Annotated in this window: 26 protein-coding genes; 6 read left to right on the top strand and 20 right to left on the bottom strand. The window is 69.1% G+C overall.

The features are described from left to right. The first annotated feature begins 4 nt into the window (after positions 1-4). The 5 genes from ACFXKZ_RS29950 (at position 5) to ligD (ending at position 3,268) form a co-directional block, all read left to right on the top strand. On the top strand, positions 5-541 hold the full coding sequence (locus ACFXKZ_RS29950) for a GIY-YIG nuclease family protein (RefSeq protein ID WP_380004197.1): 537 nt from the start codon (positions 5-7) through the stop codon (positions 539-541). Then, entirely contained in the window at positions 538-1,482 is a 945-nt protein-coding gene (locus ACFXKZ_RS29945) for a DUF5753 domain-containing protein (RefSeq protein WP_380004196.1), read from the top strand. The genes ACFXKZ_RS29950 and ACFXKZ_RS29945 overlap by 4 nt, the downstream gene beginning before the upstream one ends. Next, positions 1,410-1,595: a DUF397 domain-containing protein gene (locus ACFXKZ_RS29940; RefSeq protein WP_380004195.1), complete on the top strand. Its 186-nt coding sequence runs from the start codon at positions 1,410-1,412 to the stop codon at positions 1,593-1,595. Before ACFXKZ_RS29945 ends, ACFXKZ_RS29940 begins: the two co-directional genes overlap by 73 nt. Positions 1,596-1,832: 237 nt before the next feature. Next, positions 1,833-2,225 (top strand): hypothetical protein, encoded by a 393-nt coding sequence (locus ACFXKZ_RS29935; protein WP_380004194.1) that lies wholly within the window; start codon positions 1,833-1,835, stop codon positions 2,223-2,225. A gap of 83 nt (positions 2,226-2,308) precedes the next feature. Continuing rightward, on the top strand, positions 2,309-3,268 hold the full coding sequence (ligD, locus tag ACFXKZ_RS29930) for a non-homologous end-joining DNA ligase (protein WP_380004193.1): 960 nt from the start codon (positions 2,309-2,311) through the stop codon (positions 3,266-3,268). A gap of 34 nt (positions 3,269-3,302) precedes the next feature. Here the strand turns inward: ligD and ACFXKZ_RS29925 are convergent, their stop codons facing one another. From ACFXKZ_RS29925 to ACFXKZ_RS29910, 4 genes are read right to left on the bottom strand one after another with little or no spacing between them, the layout of a single operon-like run. Further along, on the bottom strand, positions 3,303-3,569 hold the full coding sequence (locus tag ACFXKZ_RS29925; RefSeq protein ID WP_380004191.1) for a hypothetical protein: 267 nt from the start codon (positions 3,567-3,569) through the stop codon (positions 3,303-3,305). Between the two features lie 52 nt (positions 3,570-3,621). Next, on the bottom strand, positions 3,622-3,873 hold the full coding sequence (locus ACFXKZ_RS29920; protein ID WP_380004190.1) for a hypothetical protein: 252 nt from the start codon (positions 3,871-3,873) through the stop codon (positions 3,622-3,624). A 58-nt stretch (positions 3,874-3,931) separates the two neighbouring features. Then, positions 3,932-4,876: a hypothetical protein gene (locus tag ACFXKZ_RS29915; RefSeq protein WP_380004188.1), complete on the bottom strand. Its 945-nt coding sequence runs from the start codon at positions 4,874-4,876 to the stop codon at positions 3,932-3,934. Further along, positions 4,876-5,358 (bottom strand): hypothetical protein, encoded by a 483-nt coding sequence (locus ACFXKZ_RS29910; RefSeq protein ID WP_380004187.1) that lies wholly within the window; start codon positions 5,356-5,358, stop codon positions 4,876-4,878. The genes ACFXKZ_RS29915 and ACFXKZ_RS29910 overlap by 1 nt, the downstream gene beginning before the upstream one ends. A gap of 15 nt (positions 5,359-5,373) precedes the next feature. On the opposite strand from ACFXKZ_RS29910, the gene ACFXKZ_RS29905 reads away from it, so the two are divergent. Continuing rightward, complete coding sequence (locus ACFXKZ_RS29905) at positions 5,374-5,496, top strand: hypothetical protein (protein ID WP_380004186.1); 123 nt, start codon at positions 5,374-5,376, stop codon at positions 5,494-5,496. 97 nt (positions 5,497-5,593) lie between these two features. On the opposite strand, the gene ACFXKZ_RS29900 is transcribed toward ACFXKZ_RS29905, so the two are convergent. From ACFXKZ_RS29900 to ACFXKZ_RS29825, 16 genes are all read right to left on the bottom strand, one after another. Further along, positions 5,594-6,091, bottom strand: coding sequence for a hypothetical protein (locus ACFXKZ_RS29900; protein ID WP_380004184.1), 498 nt, complete (start codon positions 6,089-6,091; stop codon positions 5,594-5,596). Further along, positions 6,088-6,471, bottom strand: a complete 384-nt coding sequence (locus ACFXKZ_RS29895; RefSeq protein WP_380004183.1) for a DUF6915 family protein — start codon at positions 6,469-6,471, stop codon at positions 6,088-6,090. Before ACFXKZ_RS29895 ends, ACFXKZ_RS29900 begins: the two co-directional genes overlap by 4 nt. A 58-nt stretch (positions 6,472-6,529) precedes the next feature. Next, on the bottom strand, positions 6,530-7,339 hold the full coding sequence (locus ACFXKZ_RS29890) for a tRNA(His) guanylyltransferase Thg1 family protein (RefSeq protein ID WP_380004182.1): 810 nt from the start codon (positions 7,337-7,339) through the stop codon (positions 6,530-6,532). Then, on the bottom strand, positions 7,336-7,509 hold the full coding sequence (locus ACFXKZ_RS29885; RefSeq protein ID WP_380004181.1) for a hypothetical protein: 174 nt from the start codon (positions 7,507-7,509) through the stop codon (positions 7,336-7,338). The genes ACFXKZ_RS29890 and ACFXKZ_RS29885 overlap by 4 nt, the downstream gene beginning before the upstream one ends. A 49-nt stretch (positions 7,510-7,558) precedes the next feature. Beyond that, on the bottom strand, positions 7,559-7,810 hold the full coding sequence (locus ACFXKZ_RS29880; RefSeq protein WP_380004180.1) for a hypothetical protein: 252 nt from the start codon (positions 7,808-7,810) through the stop codon (positions 7,559-7,561). Then, positions 7,800-8,282 carry a hypothetical protein gene (locus ACFXKZ_RS29875; RefSeq protein ID WP_380004179.1) on the bottom strand — a complete coding sequence of 161 codons (483 nt, stop codon included), beginning with the start codon at positions 8,280-8,282 and terminating at the stop codon, positions 7,800-7,802. Before ACFXKZ_RS29875 ends, ACFXKZ_RS29880 begins: the two co-directional genes overlap by 11 nt. After that, a complete protein-coding gene (locus ACFXKZ_RS29870) occupies positions 8,279-9,364 on the bottom strand; it encodes an RNA ligase (ATP) (RefSeq protein WP_380004178.1) in 1,086 nt (361 codons plus the stop codon). Before ACFXKZ_RS29870 ends, ACFXKZ_RS29875 begins: the two co-directional genes overlap by 4 nt. 19 nt (positions 9,365-9,383) lie before the next feature. Continuing rightward, complete coding sequence (locus ACFXKZ_RS29865) at positions 9,384-9,911, bottom strand: hypothetical protein (protein WP_380004177.1); 528 nt, start codon at positions 9,909-9,911, stop codon at positions 9,384-9,386. After that, complete coding sequence (locus ACFXKZ_RS29860; protein WP_380004176.1) at positions 9,908-10,681, bottom strand: VWA domain-containing protein; 774 nt, start codon at positions 10,679-10,681, stop codon at positions 9,908-9,910. Before ACFXKZ_RS29860 ends, ACFXKZ_RS29865 begins: the two co-directional genes overlap by 4 nt. A 37-nt stretch (positions 10,682-10,718) precedes the next feature. Then, positions 10,719-11,153 (bottom strand): helix-turn-helix transcriptional regulator, encoded by a 435-nt coding sequence (locus ACFXKZ_RS29855; protein ID WP_380004175.1) that lies wholly within the window; start codon positions 11,151-11,153, stop codon positions 10,719-10,721. Positions 11,154-11,262: 109 nt separating this feature from the next. Continuing rightward, positions 11,263-11,904, bottom strand: coding sequence for a VWA domain-containing protein (locus tag ACFXKZ_RS29850; protein WP_380004174.1), 642 nt, complete (start codon positions 11,902-11,904; stop codon positions 11,263-11,265). Between the two features lie 237 nt (positions 11,905-12,141). Continuing rightward, on the bottom strand, positions 12,142-12,357 hold the full coding sequence (locus ACFXKZ_RS29845) for a hypothetical protein (RefSeq protein WP_380004173.1): 216 nt from the start codon (positions 12,355-12,357) through the stop codon (positions 12,142-12,144). Further along, positions 12,354-12,839 (bottom strand): SLOG family protein, encoded by a 486-nt coding sequence (locus tag ACFXKZ_RS29840; RefSeq protein WP_380004172.1) that lies wholly within the window; start codon positions 12,837-12,839, stop codon positions 12,354-12,356. The genes ACFXKZ_RS29845 and ACFXKZ_RS29840 overlap by 4 nt, the downstream gene beginning before the upstream one ends. Beyond that, complete coding sequence (locus ACFXKZ_RS29835; RefSeq protein WP_380004171.1) at positions 12,836-13,054, bottom strand: hypothetical protein; 219 nt, start codon at positions 13,052-13,054, stop codon at positions 12,836-12,838. Before ACFXKZ_RS29835 ends, ACFXKZ_RS29840 begins: the two co-directional genes overlap by 4 nt. Then, a complete protein-coding gene (locus ACFXKZ_RS29830; RefSeq protein ID WP_380004170.1) occupies positions 13,039-13,431 on the bottom strand; it encodes a hypothetical protein in 393 nt (130 codons plus the stop codon). Before ACFXKZ_RS29830 ends, ACFXKZ_RS29835 begins: the two co-directional genes overlap by 16 nt. Continuing rightward, positions 13,428-14,138 carry a hypothetical protein gene (locus ACFXKZ_RS29825; RefSeq protein WP_380004169.1) on the bottom strand — a complete coding sequence of 237 codons (711 nt, stop codon included), beginning with the start codon at positions 14,136-14,138 and terminating at the stop codon, positions 13,428-13,430. Before ACFXKZ_RS29825 ends, ACFXKZ_RS29830 begins: the two co-directional genes overlap by 4 nt. Position 14,139: the final 1 nt, after the last annotated feature.

The following is a 14,139-nucleotide window of genomic DNA, read 5'->3' as shown; positions in this document are numbered from 1 at the left end:
ATGCATGGCCGTGCACAAGGGCCGCACCGCGGTCTACCGCTTCTTCGACAGGGGCGACGCGCTCATCTACGTCGGCATCGCCGCCAACCCCCGCCGGCGTTGGGCGGATCACGTGAGTCAGTCGCCGTGGTGGGACCAGGTCGTCACCCGCGAAGTCGAGTGGTTCGACACACGCGACGGCGCGGAGGCCGCCGAGGCGCTGACGATCGCCCACGATCGACCCCGATGGAACGTGGCGCCCGGCGTCCTCGGCGCCGAGGTCGCCCGTCCTCCTCGCCGGAGCACCTGGATCCCTCCCGTTCGCTTCACGAGTCGCAGGGCCGAGTACCAACTCGCCGAGGAAGCGCTGACGGCCGCCCGCACCCGCCTCGAGGAGGTCATCCTCGACGAGATGCGAGCGGGTGTCTCCGCCACCAAGATCGCTCCACACACCCCGTGGACCTACGAATCGCTGCGCACTCTGGCGCGCGAACACCGCGTCCCGCGCCTGCGGCAGCCGCGAGTACGGAGCCTTCGCACGCCCCTGGAACGGGCATCATGACCCGCACCCACACCCCCGGCAACCCGGCCCTGGTGGCCGCCCGGCGGGCGAAAGGCTGGTACTCGCAGGCCGAGTTCGCCGCGGCGATTGACGATGCTTCGCGTGTCCTCGGTTTCCCCACCGTGTGCTCGGTGCGGAACGTGCGCCGTTGGGAGTCAGCCGATCCGCCGCGGCCGAGCGCAGTGTACGAGCACATCCTGGTGGCGATGTTCGGCTGCGGGATCGAACGGCTCGGCTTCCCTCCGCTGGGCTTCGGGCCGGAGGCCGAGGATGGCGAGCACGGCGAGGGCATGCGGGACCTCCTGAGTGGCGTGCCGGAGCGGCTGCGCCGGCTCATGCGCCTGGAGGAGAGCGCGTTGAGTGTGTTCGGCTACGAGACGCTTCGCTGGCCGGGCGTGCTCCAGTCGCCGCAGTGCGCGCTGGCGACGATCTACATGCACGAACCGGGCCTGAGCCCGGCGGTCGCCTCGGAGCGGCTGCGGATCCGTCTGGCGCGGGCGCAGGACTTCGCGGACCGCGGGGTGCCGGCGTGGTTCGTGGTGTCGGAGGCGGCGCTGTATCACCCGATCGGCGGTCTGCCGGTGTTGGCGGACCAGCTCGGGCACGTGTTGTCGATGGCGTCGCGGTGGCCGTTGCTCCGCTTCCAGGTGTTGCCTTTGACGTCGCCGTTCACGGTGTCGTCGCCGATGGTGATGATGGAGACTGAGCCGGGGCGTTTCGCGGCGTGGCTGGAGCAGTTGACGGGGTCTCAGTTGGTTGACGGGCCGGACGATATCGGCGTGTTCCGGGGGACGTTCGATCGACTGGTGGAGGCCGCGTTGTCGCCGGAGGCGTCGTTGGAGCTGGTCGATGTGCGGAGGCGGGACGTATGTACGGCACTGGAGTTGAGCGCGTACCGGGGTGGCGGAAGTCGAGCCACAGCGGGAACGACGCCTGTGTAGAGGTCGCTCGCCTGGGGGCTGCGGTGGGTGTGCGGGACAGCAAGGACGTGCGGTTGTCGGTGATCACGGTGCCGGCGGGTGCGTGGGCGATGCTTGCCGATCGCCTGGGTTGAGCGGGTTCGAAGGGGGCGTTCGCTACGGCGGGCGCCCCCTTCGGGCTGTGTAGGCAACGGATGGTGGCGCTCGGATCGTGACGTTTGCTGATCTATTCGGATCGAAGCCGATGTCTTCGGATAGTTATTCATGATCGATTGCATATATTTCGAAGTTGTTAGGGGAAACCGCTACAACTTGCCGTGCCGGCCTCTAACGTGACGCTCCTGCTGAGGGCGAGAGCCGAGGAGGTCGCAGTGCAGCTGGATATGAGGCAAATCGCGAGGGAGTGCCGCGCCAACCATGGTCTGACCAAGGTCTCGCTGGGAGAACTGAGGGCGGAAATCGGGTACGCCAAGCTCGGCAACTGGGTTCTGAAGTACATCGCCGAAGGGCTCCAGGAGCAGGAACTGGGATTCTTTCCCGTTGGCCTGTTGGACCCCAGGGTCAACGAGAAGCCCCGCCAGTCGCAGTCATTGTGGATCTACGATGCCGCCGCCGAGGACAGTCTCTTGGCGCAGGTCGCCGAAATCATCAGCGGGTCGAGCAATTACCGCGATGAGGATGTCTTCTCCATCATGACCGGCCTCGGGAGCAGCGACTCGCATACGCTGCGGCTCATTCGCGAACTGGTGTTGCCCAAGCCCTGAACGAGTCTCGCGAGCGGCCGGCCGGTGAATCCGGACGGCCGCACACACATGCACGGCCCCGGCGACTGGGCGACCATCGGAGAATGAGTCACGACGGCGCACTACCGCTGCTGAAGCCGATACTGGCCTCCCCCGGTCGTCTGCCGTCTGCGGCCGTCGACGACCGCTATGGCTACGAGGTGAAGTGGGACGGCGCCCGGCTGCTGGTCTACTGCGCGGGTGACGGCACGGCGCGCCTGGTGACGCGTACCGGCCGGAATGCGTCGGGCACGTACCCCGAGTTGGTTCCGCTGGGCGCGTCGCTGCGCTGGCCCGCGATTCTCGACGGTGAGGTCGTCGTCCTGGACGAGCGGGGCCGCCCCGACTTCGGCGTGCTCCAGACGCGCATGACGGTACGCGACGGCGCCCGTGCGAACCGGCTCGCGCGGACGACGCCGGTGCATCTGATGCTGTTCGACATCCTGCACTTGGACGGGCGCAGTCTCCTGGCCGAGCCGTACTCGGCGCGCCGCGGCGAGCTGCTGGGCCTGGGCTTGGCCGGTGCCCGGTGGTCGACGCCGGCGCACACGGTGGGGCACGCCCGTCGGGCGTTCGAGTTGACGCGGGAGCAGGGTTTCGAGGGGATCGTCTGCAAGCTGTTGACGTCGCCGTATCGGCCCGGGGTCCGCTCGGACGAGTGGATCAAGATCAAGCACCAGTTGGTGATCGACGTGGTGATCGGTGGTTGGCTGCCGATCCGCGGCCGGGCCGGTGGTGTGCCGGGGGCGCTCCTGGTCGGTGTGGTGGAGCCCGGTGGGTTGCGGTACGTCGGCGCGGTCGGGTCGGGCCTGTCGGGTGTGGAGCAGCGGCAGTTGGCGGAACTGTTCGCGGTTGTGCCCCGCGAGGTGTCGCCGTTCGCGGGGCAGGTGGATGTGGGGGTTGGTGTGCGGTGGGTGGAGCCGCGTCTGGTTGCGAGGGTGTCGGCGACGGGGTGGACGTCGGGTGGGCATTTGAGGCATCCGGTGTTCGAACGCCTCGAGCCGCACCTGGCGCAGCCGGGGTGACTGCGTGGGTGCGGCTCGGGGGCTGGAAGGGTGACTACTCGGCCGGGTCGATCGCCGTCGCCTGCACCGTGCCGTCTCCGTCGACGTCGAGGGTCCATCGGGTGTCGTCGTCGCGGCGGACGATCGCGGCCTGACGTTCGGGGTGCGGGACCTCCTCGCTTTCGACGCTGAAGCCGAAGCCGAGGCGGCCGGCCTCCTCCATCCACTGGAGGGTCGCGGCCTCGGCCCAGTTCCAGTCGCCCGCGTCGGCGCCGGTGCGGTCGAGGGTGATGTGGATGTCGGTGGGTTGCATGCTCGTCATGATCACTCCTGTGGCGGTTTGGCTACGAACAGTATTTGGCACGGGTCGTCGCTCATGCCTTGTTCTCCGGTTCGTTGCGGTGGCTGACGAACTTTCGGGCTACCAAGATGATCCGGAACATTCCGAGCACGAGCACGGTGATGGGCCAGAAGAGTCCATAGACGAGTGCTTCGTCGACCAGATCGTCGGAGTCGTGCCAGGGTTGGTTTGTTCGCTGGCGCCACAGGCGCGCCAGGCCGAGCGCCACGAGGATGTACAGGGCGACCGAGCCCACCACCACGGCTGCGGTCGTGAGGCCGCTCATGCGCGTTCTGTGCTGCGGGGTTCGGCAATGGTCGACGGGCTGTGGAAGTAGACGCGGCTCACCGCTCCTCGCCTCCGACGGTCAGTTCCGATGCGTCGTTCGGCACGGTGGCGGGGTCGGCGAACCCGCCGACCCATGCCTCGCCCGATACGATGCCGACGCCGGGTGTGCCGACGAACGACGGTGCCCAGCCGTCCGCCACGAATCGTCGTGCGACGTCGCGCGAGAGCCGCTTTCGGCCGCGCTCGGGAAGGGTCATCCATTCGGCGAGTTCGTCCGCCGAGGTGAACACGGGCGATACGGGGGAGCCTTCGGACACGGTTTCCCACAGCTGCCAGCCGTCGCCTACGGGTGGTTGGGTCCACTCCCATGCCTCGGCTTCGGCGCGCTGGCCGGGGTACTTCTCGATGGTGGCGTGGCCTTCGCAGGTGCGGCAGGTGTCGTCGACGCCCTCGTGCGCGCAGCGGGCGCTGATGACGAGGTGTGCGTTGATGCAGTCGTGCCCCCAACCGGACAGAGACCATATGTTGACCTCCTCGGCAGTCGGCCTCACGGGGGGTTCGGTCTTCCTGCGCTGGCGCGCCTCGGGGTCCCACGTGTGCGTGAGTTCCGTGAGCCGGCCGTTGTCGATCAGCACGTCGACGTCGGCCTGGGAGAGGTGGTGGCTCCACATGCCGTTCCACAGGTCCGCGAGTCGTTGTGCCTCGCGCACGACGGCGGCGTCGTCGTTGCCGTAGTAGGAGGGCGAGTGGGCGATGTTGCGTTCGGCGAATGCCCGTACCGCGGGGGTGTCGTGGCGCAGCGGGGTGGAGCCGGTGCTTGCCGGGCCGAACGAAGCGTTGCCGTACCACAGGGCGTACAGGTACTCGGCGCGCGGCGAGCGACCGCGCTCGCAATCCGGGCAGGGGTCCTCCAGGAGCCTGTCGGGGGTGATGTATCCGTCCCAGACCTGTTCGAGCGGCCAGTCGAAGTCGAGGGGGACGCGACGTACTTCGCGGCTCATCAGGCGATCCTTTTCGTGGTGGGGGGTGTGCCGCCGTGCATGCGGATGCCGAGGCCGATCCATTCGGATCGGGGCCATTCGGTGCGGCAGCTGCGGCAGCGGATGAAGTCGAGCCAGGGGTCGGCGTACAGGCGCACGCCGCACTCCTGGTCGTCGTCGGGGCCGGGGCAGTCGCCGACGTATTTGGCGTCGCTGCGTTTGCCGCAGGCGGTCTTGCAGCGTGTGATGAGGTCGCCGATCTCTCCGGCGAACTCGCCGATGGCGGGGTGTTGCCGGCAGGCCCAGCCGAGGTTGTTGCGGAGGAACCGCACGGTGTTGTCCAGGGCCTCCTCGGCCCGGCCGCGGGGTCCGGCGGGTGACCAGCCGTAGAGGCGGCGCCAGTCGTCCTCCCATTCGCCGAGGATGGTGACGATGCCTCCGGGGGCGCGCAGGTTCAGCGCCTCCAGTTGGACGGGCAGGGGCGGGGTTCGCGTGCCGGACACGGGTGTTCCGTCGGCTTGGGTGCCGGGGAGGAGGGCTTCCGCGAGGGCGGCGTACTGGCCGGGGAGGGATTCGAGGTGCCCGTCGAGGCGTTCCTCGCAGCGGCGGCATGCGACACGGTCGACCTGGTCGCCGTGTAGGGCGTACCCGCATACGGCGCACAGTGGTCCGTCCGAAGGTGCGGTTGTGTTCTCGTTCACTGGGCGGTCCGTTCAGCCGTGTCGTTGCTCACCTGGGTCATTCGTGTTCGTATGTCTCGACTTCGATGCCGTCCTTGCGGACCGTGATCTCCGCGTGGTCGCCGAAAGCCTGGAGCAGGACGTTTTCGAAGGCGGTGTTCTCGATGGCTGACGCAAGGTCGTGGCAGCGCCGGTAGCGTGCTTCGTCGGGGCCTTCGTAGGGTCGGTCGACGTATGTCCTCGTGGCGTTATCCCAGGAGCGGGGTTGGTCGCCGAGGCTGGGGTGGTCGTACATTTCCAGGTCCCATGTGGAGGCGTCTTCGTCGTCGGTGTCGGTGCGGAACCACGGGGCGTGGGCGCTGAATTCGCAGGGTTCGCCGTCGTTGAAGTAGGGGGTGTACTGCCGCCACCCGAATTCGACGATGGTCGGGTCGTCGAGGACGGCCTGGAGGAGCGGCTGGAGTTCTTCGAGGGGCCGTTGATCCACTCGGTTGCGACCGCGGATGATGTCGCCTTTGACGGGGAGCCCGAGGAATGAGCGGTGTTCGTTGGTCACTTGGTGCCTCCGGGTTGGGCGAGGAGCAGGTGGGACAGGGGCACGGACTTGCGCCGGCTGCCGGACATCCAAGGCTTGATGGGCATGCCGTCGAGGTAGTCGGCGGGGCTGGGGAGCCAGCCGAGGTCTTCGAGGACGTGCTGTTCGGCGACCAGGCGGACGGGTATCCGGGCAACGCCGTGTTGCTTGGGGACCTCGATGGTCGTGCCGAAGATCTGTTGGCACAGCCAGACGCCTTCGGTGTGGTGGTAGAGGGAGCGGTGGCGGGGGTCGCCGATGATGCGCTTTGAGCTGTCGATGAATTCGTGGATGGGCAGGTACAGCTCGGGCGTGCCGCCCCATCTGCGGGCCGAGGTTTGGGCGTGGTACCAGGAGTTCACTCGTCCACCTGCCGGTCCCGATACGACCGCAATCCGCGGCGGGCCGGGTCGTGCGGGCTCACTGGCCTACCTCCGTCTCATGCATCGGTGTACCGACTTCGAGGCGCGGAGCCTCGGGAATGATCCCGGCCAGGAAGCCGCCCTGCTCGGTGGTGAAGTGCGGTGCGGGAGTCGTCTCCCACCAGGAGCGCAGCGCCGTCTCGGTGTGGGTTTCGCCGGTGCGCCGGTGTGTCCACGTGGCTTCGCGTTCTCCTGTGCGGCGGCGGGTCAACCGGCCGCGTTTCGCGCCGTCGGGGTAGTCGTTCCAGTTGATGCGGTGGGCGGACCACAGGAGTTCCTGCATGCCGTTGGCGTTGACGCCGTGGAGCTGCTTGTGCGGGATGTAGGCCTGGGCGGCCATGGAGATGCTGTTGCGGACGGCGTCGCGCTGACGCCAGATCAGATAGTTCGCGACCTCGACCGAGTTCGGCAGGGTGAACACGCGGGCGTCGAACAGGGCCCGTTTGCCGGGGCGGGCGGCGTTGAGGGTCGCGGTGGCCACGGAGGCGGCTATGGAGATCTGCTTGGCGACGACCCCGCCGAACCAGGGTTGTGTGCCCGCCGCTTGGAAGTCGGTGCACAGCACGGAGACTTCATCGGACTGGGTGTAGGCGAGGACCGTGCCGGAGATCTCCGCGCACAGGGCTTCGGCGACCAGGTTCATGTCGGCCATGAACCGCTCGTCGAACGGTTTGGCGCAGCCGCGCAGGTAGTTGTGGAAGCTGCGGCCGTCGACGCGGATCACGGTGTACGTGCGGGCCGGCAGGACGGCGCGGGTGGCCTGCTCGTGGCGTTTCATGCGGTCGCCCAGGGCGGTGGTATCGCTCACGTCAGCACGTCCAGGACCGTGTCGATCGCGTCGACCAGCAGGCGCCACGACCAGATCACGCAGGCGACGGCGAGGCCCACGACGATTGCGAGACTCGGCCGTTCGGTGGCGTGGACGACCACGGCCCCGGTCGCGGTACCGGCCAGGGTGCCGAGTGCGAAGCGCAGCACGGGATTTCCTCGTTTCGATCGATGCGTCGGGTTGGGGGCGTACCGTGGTTCACGGCCCGTCTCGTCCCAGTCGAGACGGGCCGCCGTTGTCTCGTGCGCGGTTATGGGCTGCGGTGCGGCGGTGCATCGCCCGGGTGATCTTCAGGGCCGCGTTGCGTTCGGGGATCGACACCCAACCCCCGGTGCCCATGCGCTCCGCCACGCCGTCCAGCCACGCCCCCACCGCGGCGTCGACCGGGTCGCCGCCCTCGACCAGCGCTGCCGCGGCGCGGCGCAGGTCGGCGATGGGGTCACGATTCATGGGGTGCGTCCAGGACGGCGTGTTCCAGTTCGACGCCGCGGTCGTGCCGGTCCGCCAGGCAACCGGGAGCGACGCAGTCCTCGACCTTGCATCGGCGCTTGATCTGGCCCTCAGCCGGGCGGGTTCGGTGCACGAGGAACGAGACCTGGCGACCGCTCAGTTTCCGGCCCCACCACGCGATCCTGGCGTTCTGTTCGTTCTTCCATACGAGGTGGCCGTCCACGTCTTCGGTGTGGTCGGCAAGGATGTCCGCGAGCATCGGGGATGAGATCGTCGAGCGTCCGGTCCCGCCGGACGTGTAGGCGGACGTCGGGCCGGGGCGGGTGGCCTGCGGTGCACAGCGGCGGACCGCACCGACGACGGCCGTCACCAGGAGCGACGTTTCGCCTGCGGTGATGTTCAGTCGGTGTTCGAGGATCACGGCGAAGACAGCGCCGCGGACTTCGGCGGCGAGGTCGGGTTCGCCGTTCATTCGAATTCCGTCCCGCCCTTGCGTGTCAGGTACGCCTCGGAGACGATCTTCCCGATCGTCCGGCCGCCGAGGATCGGGCTGTGCCGCTCGTAGTACGGCCGGACGACAATGCCCTCCCGCACGTGCGCCCAGGTGCCCGAGATCGTCTCGGCGCCTTCGGCGAGCTTCAGCAGGACAGCCTCGTCGTAGGGTCCGTCGTACAGGCGTGGTACCACCGGGAGTTCGCCGTTCCAGCGCAGTGCCGAGGGCAGGATGCCGGCGCTGAGCCACTGCGCCGGGCCCTCTGCGTGGGCAAGCGCGAGATCGAACACGGCGTAGCCGGGCGTCGTTTTCTTCGCGTCGGTGGCGTAGGCCAGGTCCTGGACGCCGGCCCCGTACACCTCGCCGAAGATACCCACGCGCTCGGCGCCGAATGCCTTCGCGAGGTGGGCGGCGGCTTCGGGTACGCCGTGGGCCAGGACGGTCCGCCAGTACAGGTTGTCGTCGTTGCGGACCAGGGCCAGGGACTTGGAGCCGAAGCCCTTGGAGGACACGAAGCTCTCGCCCGTGGTGGCCACGTAGGTGTACAGGCAGGCGGTGCCGTGGATCTTTTCGGTAGCGATCACGTGCTCGCCGGGGGTGAACAGGTCGGGGTGGCGGCGGATGTTCTCGATCTCGATCCACGGCAGGAGCTGCGCTGCGGGGACGACTTCGCCGCTCATGTGCACGGGGATCGGCGGAACCCACTTGGTGATCCCCAACCGCTCGGCGAAGTCGGTGCCCTCGGCCGCCGCGGCCTCCAGGTCGACGTCGGCCAGCGCGGCCGGGCGGCAGACGATGCCCTGGGAGAGTTCGCCGCGGAGCCGGATGGCCCGGACGCGGTTGTGGTCGGGGCCTGCGAGCCGCCCGGTGAGGCCGAGTTCCGCGATCAGAGGGTCGGGAACGACGGCCTGTTCGGGGATGTACAGGGCCATGTCGCCGGTGGTGTAGGCGCCCTTGGGTACGACGGCCCGGTAGAGGCCGACCTGGGCCAGTTCCAGGGCGTCGGCGTTGGGGTGCGGGTGGATCGTCAGACGCTCGGGGGTGACACGGAGAGTGGACAAGGCGAGGCCCTTCGAAGGCTCAGCGGGAAGCGGGAGACGCCGGATCGGGGGCGGCGACGATGTCGTCGTGGCCGCCCCCGCCGCCGCCCTTGTTGCAGCTGGGGCACCAGGCCCGGACGGGACGATGGAAGGGCACCGTGCACGCGGGGAGGGCCTGGGCGCCCATCCACAGCAGCCACGTCACGCCGAAGTGACCGGGCAGCAGCCAGATCAAGACCAGCGGGCTCACCAGCACACCCAGGTGGTAGCCGGGGTGGTACAGCACGTGATGCGCGCGGAGCATGCCCCTCAGCTCGTGCGCCTGCCAGGCCCCGTTGTCCGGCTCGGAGCGTCGACAGGAGAGACATGGCCTCTCCGGCCCGTGAGAGAAGCCGTACACGTCGGCGGCGACGGTCACGACGAGGCCGAGGCACATCAGGGTGACCAACAGGGCGAACGAGTCGATCGTGACGTAGCTCGCGACGATGATGCCGAGGCCGAGGATGGAAAGCTTCCAAGCATGGTGCCCGACACGGGTGGTGATCGAGTCGTGCTCGATGTTGGTCATCGCAGAATGCCTGCGGCACGCGCGACGACGAGCCACTGGGGGAACTCGGCCATGAGCCGGTCGTACAGGTCCGTGTCCGACATGGCGCGCGGGTCCGGCCCGGCCGCGAAGAAGCCCGCGTTGTCCACGGCGCGGTGGCGAAGAGTGTCGAGGCGACGCAGGAAATCGAACTGCGAGTGGTGACCGAATCCGATGAACTGCCAGAAGATCGGCAGCTTCGACGCATGCCGGAGCGCGCTCTCGGTATCGGCCTCCGAGTTCGGGGCACCGTCGGTCTGGAAGACGACGAAAGCGGGGTCCGTTGCGCCGGACGCCTGGTAGTGCCGGACCACGGCCTCGATGGCGCATGCGTAGTCGGTGCCGCCCCACGGGCACGTTGCGTGGAGTTCGGCGATGCGGCCGTCGTGGGAGCCGAGGACGATCGGCTCCGGCTCGTGGGCGCGGGACTCGAACAGGACCGCGGGCACGATGCCGTCGTCGTCGAAGTGTGCCGCCGCAGCCAGTACCCGCTCCGCGAGGGCCTGCACGGTGCCGTTGCCGTAGTAGCCGCTCATGCTGCCGGAGTGATCCAGGACGAGGTACACGGCGGCCCGGGTTCCCCGGAGTCCGCGCTTCTCCAGCGAGACGCCGGCCTTCTTGTACAGGTCGACCAGGCCGGGGGCGGTCGCGGTGAACTTCGTGAGGTCGATGGCGGAACCGACCCCCTGGGGCCGGTCGTCGGTGGGTGTTGCGGGGGCGTCGGAGGTGCGCTTTCTGCTGCCGAGGAACATGGGGTCTCCCGAGTGTGATGGTGTGTTGGGTGTTGGGTCAGGCGGCGGCGCGCGCCGGGCCGGTGGCCTCGGCGTCGTCGTCGGCGGCGAGGTTGTCGCGGGTGACGGCTTCGGCCAGCTCGACGAGGTCGAGGTCGCCCATGACGAGACCGAGCACGACGGCCTGGTAGCGGTTGGTGGCGCCGAGCACCCGGTACAGCTCGGTTCCGTACTTGCGGACGGTGCTCTCGCTCAGGCCCATCTCGGCGCCGATGGCCGCATACGTGAGGCCACGGGCCAAGCCGACCAGGACCTCCACTTCGCGTCCGTGGAGGCGGTCTTCGCGCGGTTCGCTCATGTGGTTGACGGCGCGGTTGACCATGGCGGCGAGGACGTCCATCTCGCGCACAGTGATGTTCAGATGATGCAGATCCGCGCCGTCGAAAAGCGCGTCGCGGACGCGGGCGTAGGTGGTGGCCGTGTCGATGGCCATGGGGGTGCCTCCGAGGCGGTGGGGGTGCGTGGTCACGCGCACCCGATGAGGGCGGCGATACGCCGCGGGAACCTGCGCCGGACGTGGTCGTATCGGGCGTCGACGGTGGTCAACGGTCGGGTCCGGCCTCGGGCTTCGCCTGTTCGCGTTCGTCGTCGGTGAAGGTGTACAGGCCCGTCTCGGTGCCTCGGGCGACCATCGTGCCCGCACGGCGCAGGGATTCGGTCGTGTTCCGGCCGCTGTAACTCAGCGTCGTATCGGACCGGAAGCCCATTCGCTCCCCGGCCGCGAACGCGTCCTGGTTCGCGCCCAGGAAAACGAACGTCCAGCCGGGATTCGGCTGTTGCATGCGCTCGATCAGGGCGCGGACGCCGTCGAGCGTGTACTCGCGGGACCAGTTCTCGTGACCGTCGGTCTGAACGACGACGACGACATGGTCGGGGCGCTCGGCTGCGGGGGCGGTCCGAATACGGCCGGCTTCCCGGGAGACGGTGATGCCGATTGCGTCGAGCAGCGCCGTGGAGCCGCGCGGTTCGAGGACGAAATCGGGCACCTCGGTCAGGGGCCGGCGTTCGTAGACCGTCTCGATCCGGCTGTCGAACTGGACCAGGGTGACGACGTCTTCGGTCGACGCGGTCGCCTGTTCGGCCAGGAAGGCGCGCAGGCCGCCCTCGGCGTCCGCGCGGACGCTTTCCATCGAGCCGGAGCGGTCGAGGACGATGAGGATGTGGCGGGTGGGCGGATTGCTCATGGGGTTCCCATCGACGGGGGCACCGTTGCGGACATGACGGACCCCGGGCGCGGGGCGCGGGGTTGGGTCGGCGAGCAATCTCGTGGCGTAGGCGGCGAGGGGCCGGCGATGTGCCGGCCCTCGACCTCGGCTCGCTCCACCATTAGAGAGCGAAGGGGCGGCTCACCACAAGTATTTGAGCACGTTTTTCGACATCTTTTTTGGCATCTATTTTGACACGCACTGCTGTCGCGGGGCTCAGGGGCGCGGCCGTGCGCAGCGGATCAGCGCCTCCGCGATCCACACGGCCGGCCACGCGACGGCGGTGACGGCGCCCGCGAGCGCGACGGCGCGCGGGTTGACCTGCGCCAGCGTGCCGATCCACGGGTCGGTGCGTGTCAGGTGCAGGAGCAGGGCCACGTGGCCGCACACGCCGAGCCCGTAGACGGCGGCCAGGATCAGGACACCGGTCACGTCCGGGCCCCCGCGAACTCCTCCACCCGGATGCCGGCGGCTCGCGCCAAGCGCATGCAGTTGCGTGTGCCCCGCGAGGTCGCCAAGGGGTAGGCGTGCGCGACGTCGGCGCCGGCCGCGACCATCCGCGCGTTCCTTCGCGGTCCGGCCCCCGGGCAGTAGGTGGGGAGCACACCCGGGTGCACGACGTCCCCGGGGAGGCGAGGCACGCGGTGTGGGTACGGCGGGCAGTCGTCGCCGCACGAGTCCCAGTCCGCCGCGAACGGATCGCCCTCCACGTCCCAGCCGAATCGGGCGCGGGCCTGCGTCACGAACGTGCGGGCGCAGCGGTCCGCCCCGGTGGGGCACTCCCCCTGTACGACGACCAACCTCGCCCTGGGGTGGGCGTATCGCAGGCGCACGAGGCCGCGGATTACCGTGTCGCAGTCCTCGTATTCGCGGCTCCCCATCACGATCACGCGGACCACCTCCAGGGAGGTCACGACCCCACCGGGCAGTCCGGACCGCACGGCCACTCCGCCTCCACCAGGTCGACGCACACGACGCACTCGATGTCGTCCTCGTCCGCGGCCCAGGACGAACCGCTCAGGTCCTCGCCGCACAGGCCCACATCCGGGTCGCAGCAGCACGCGTGGACCAGTTCGCTCGCCGACGTCGTATCGGAGCCGGCTTCCGGCGCGTTCACGAGCAGCGGCACGACGAACCTCCGCCCGGATTCGGACGGGGCGGCGCCGCAGGCTCGCGGGGCAGCAACTCTTCCTGGCCGGCCATCACCGGAACGGGGCGCAGCTCGTCCGCGCGCTCGCTGCGCTGTTCGCTGCACACGTACTGGGTCGCCCTGGCGTACAACCCCTCCGGCGTGCGCGGCCCGTCGGCCCACTGTCGGGGCCGTTTGCCGATCAGGGCGATCAGTATCAGGGGGCAGCCGTCGCCGTCCCGGCCCTCGCGCGTCGGCTGCTCGTGCACGCAGGTCGCGCAGTTCGCGTCGATCCAGGCGTAGCCCTCGTCGGCGTTCGAGAACGTCGGCACGTCAACGGCCTCCACCTCCAAGGTGTCATAGTCCTCGGGCGTCATGCCGTGCCCGCCCCGGTGGCCGTGCACGACGCGCTGTCGACGCACATCCACGCGCCCGGAGCCAACGGCCGGCCGTCGCGCTCGCAGCCGTCGCAGGTGCCGACAACCGTCCCGGAGGTGCGGGACGCACGCTCGGCCTCCAGCGCGGACCGCAACCGGTCGACCTCGGCCAGGAGCTCGGCCACCAGCGTCGGCGACTGCTCGGTGAACCGCACGACCGGGTTCGACTTGAACGCTGCGCCCAACTCCCGCGACGAGCGCATCAGCGGGGCCTGCGGAGGCTTCGCGCCCGGGAACTCGGTCCGGACCACGATGTCCGTCTGCGGCTCCCCGTCCTCCCGGACGGTCGCCTCCGACTCGAGGAGGTACAACCAGCCGGAGTGCTGCGTCATCAGGTCCGGCGAACCGCAGTCGAGCCGCCACCACCACGGGCCGGCGGGCACCGACTCCAGCACGGCGCGAACCTCGGCCAAGCGCTCGTCGGACATGGGCTCGCTCATGGCATGACCGCTCGGAGCGTCGAGGCCGCAGCCGCGACGGATTGCCGCAATCACCTTGGCGGCACGCGCAGGGCGCACGTAGACACCGTCCTCGCAAGCGAAGATCGCGACGCCGCGCTCACCTGCCTCGTCGATGGGGTTGATGGTGAGTCCACAGCCGGTTTCGTCGGCCATGTGGAATACGTCCGGGCTGAGTTCGTCGGTCACG

Source organism: Embleya sp. NPDC059237, from assembly GCF_042754105.1.
In the GTDB taxonomy this organism is placed as follows: Bacteria; Actinomycetota; Actinomycetes; order Streptomycetales; family Streptomycetaceae; genus Embleya.
This window is presented reverse-complemented; position numbering and strand designations above follow the sequence as displayed.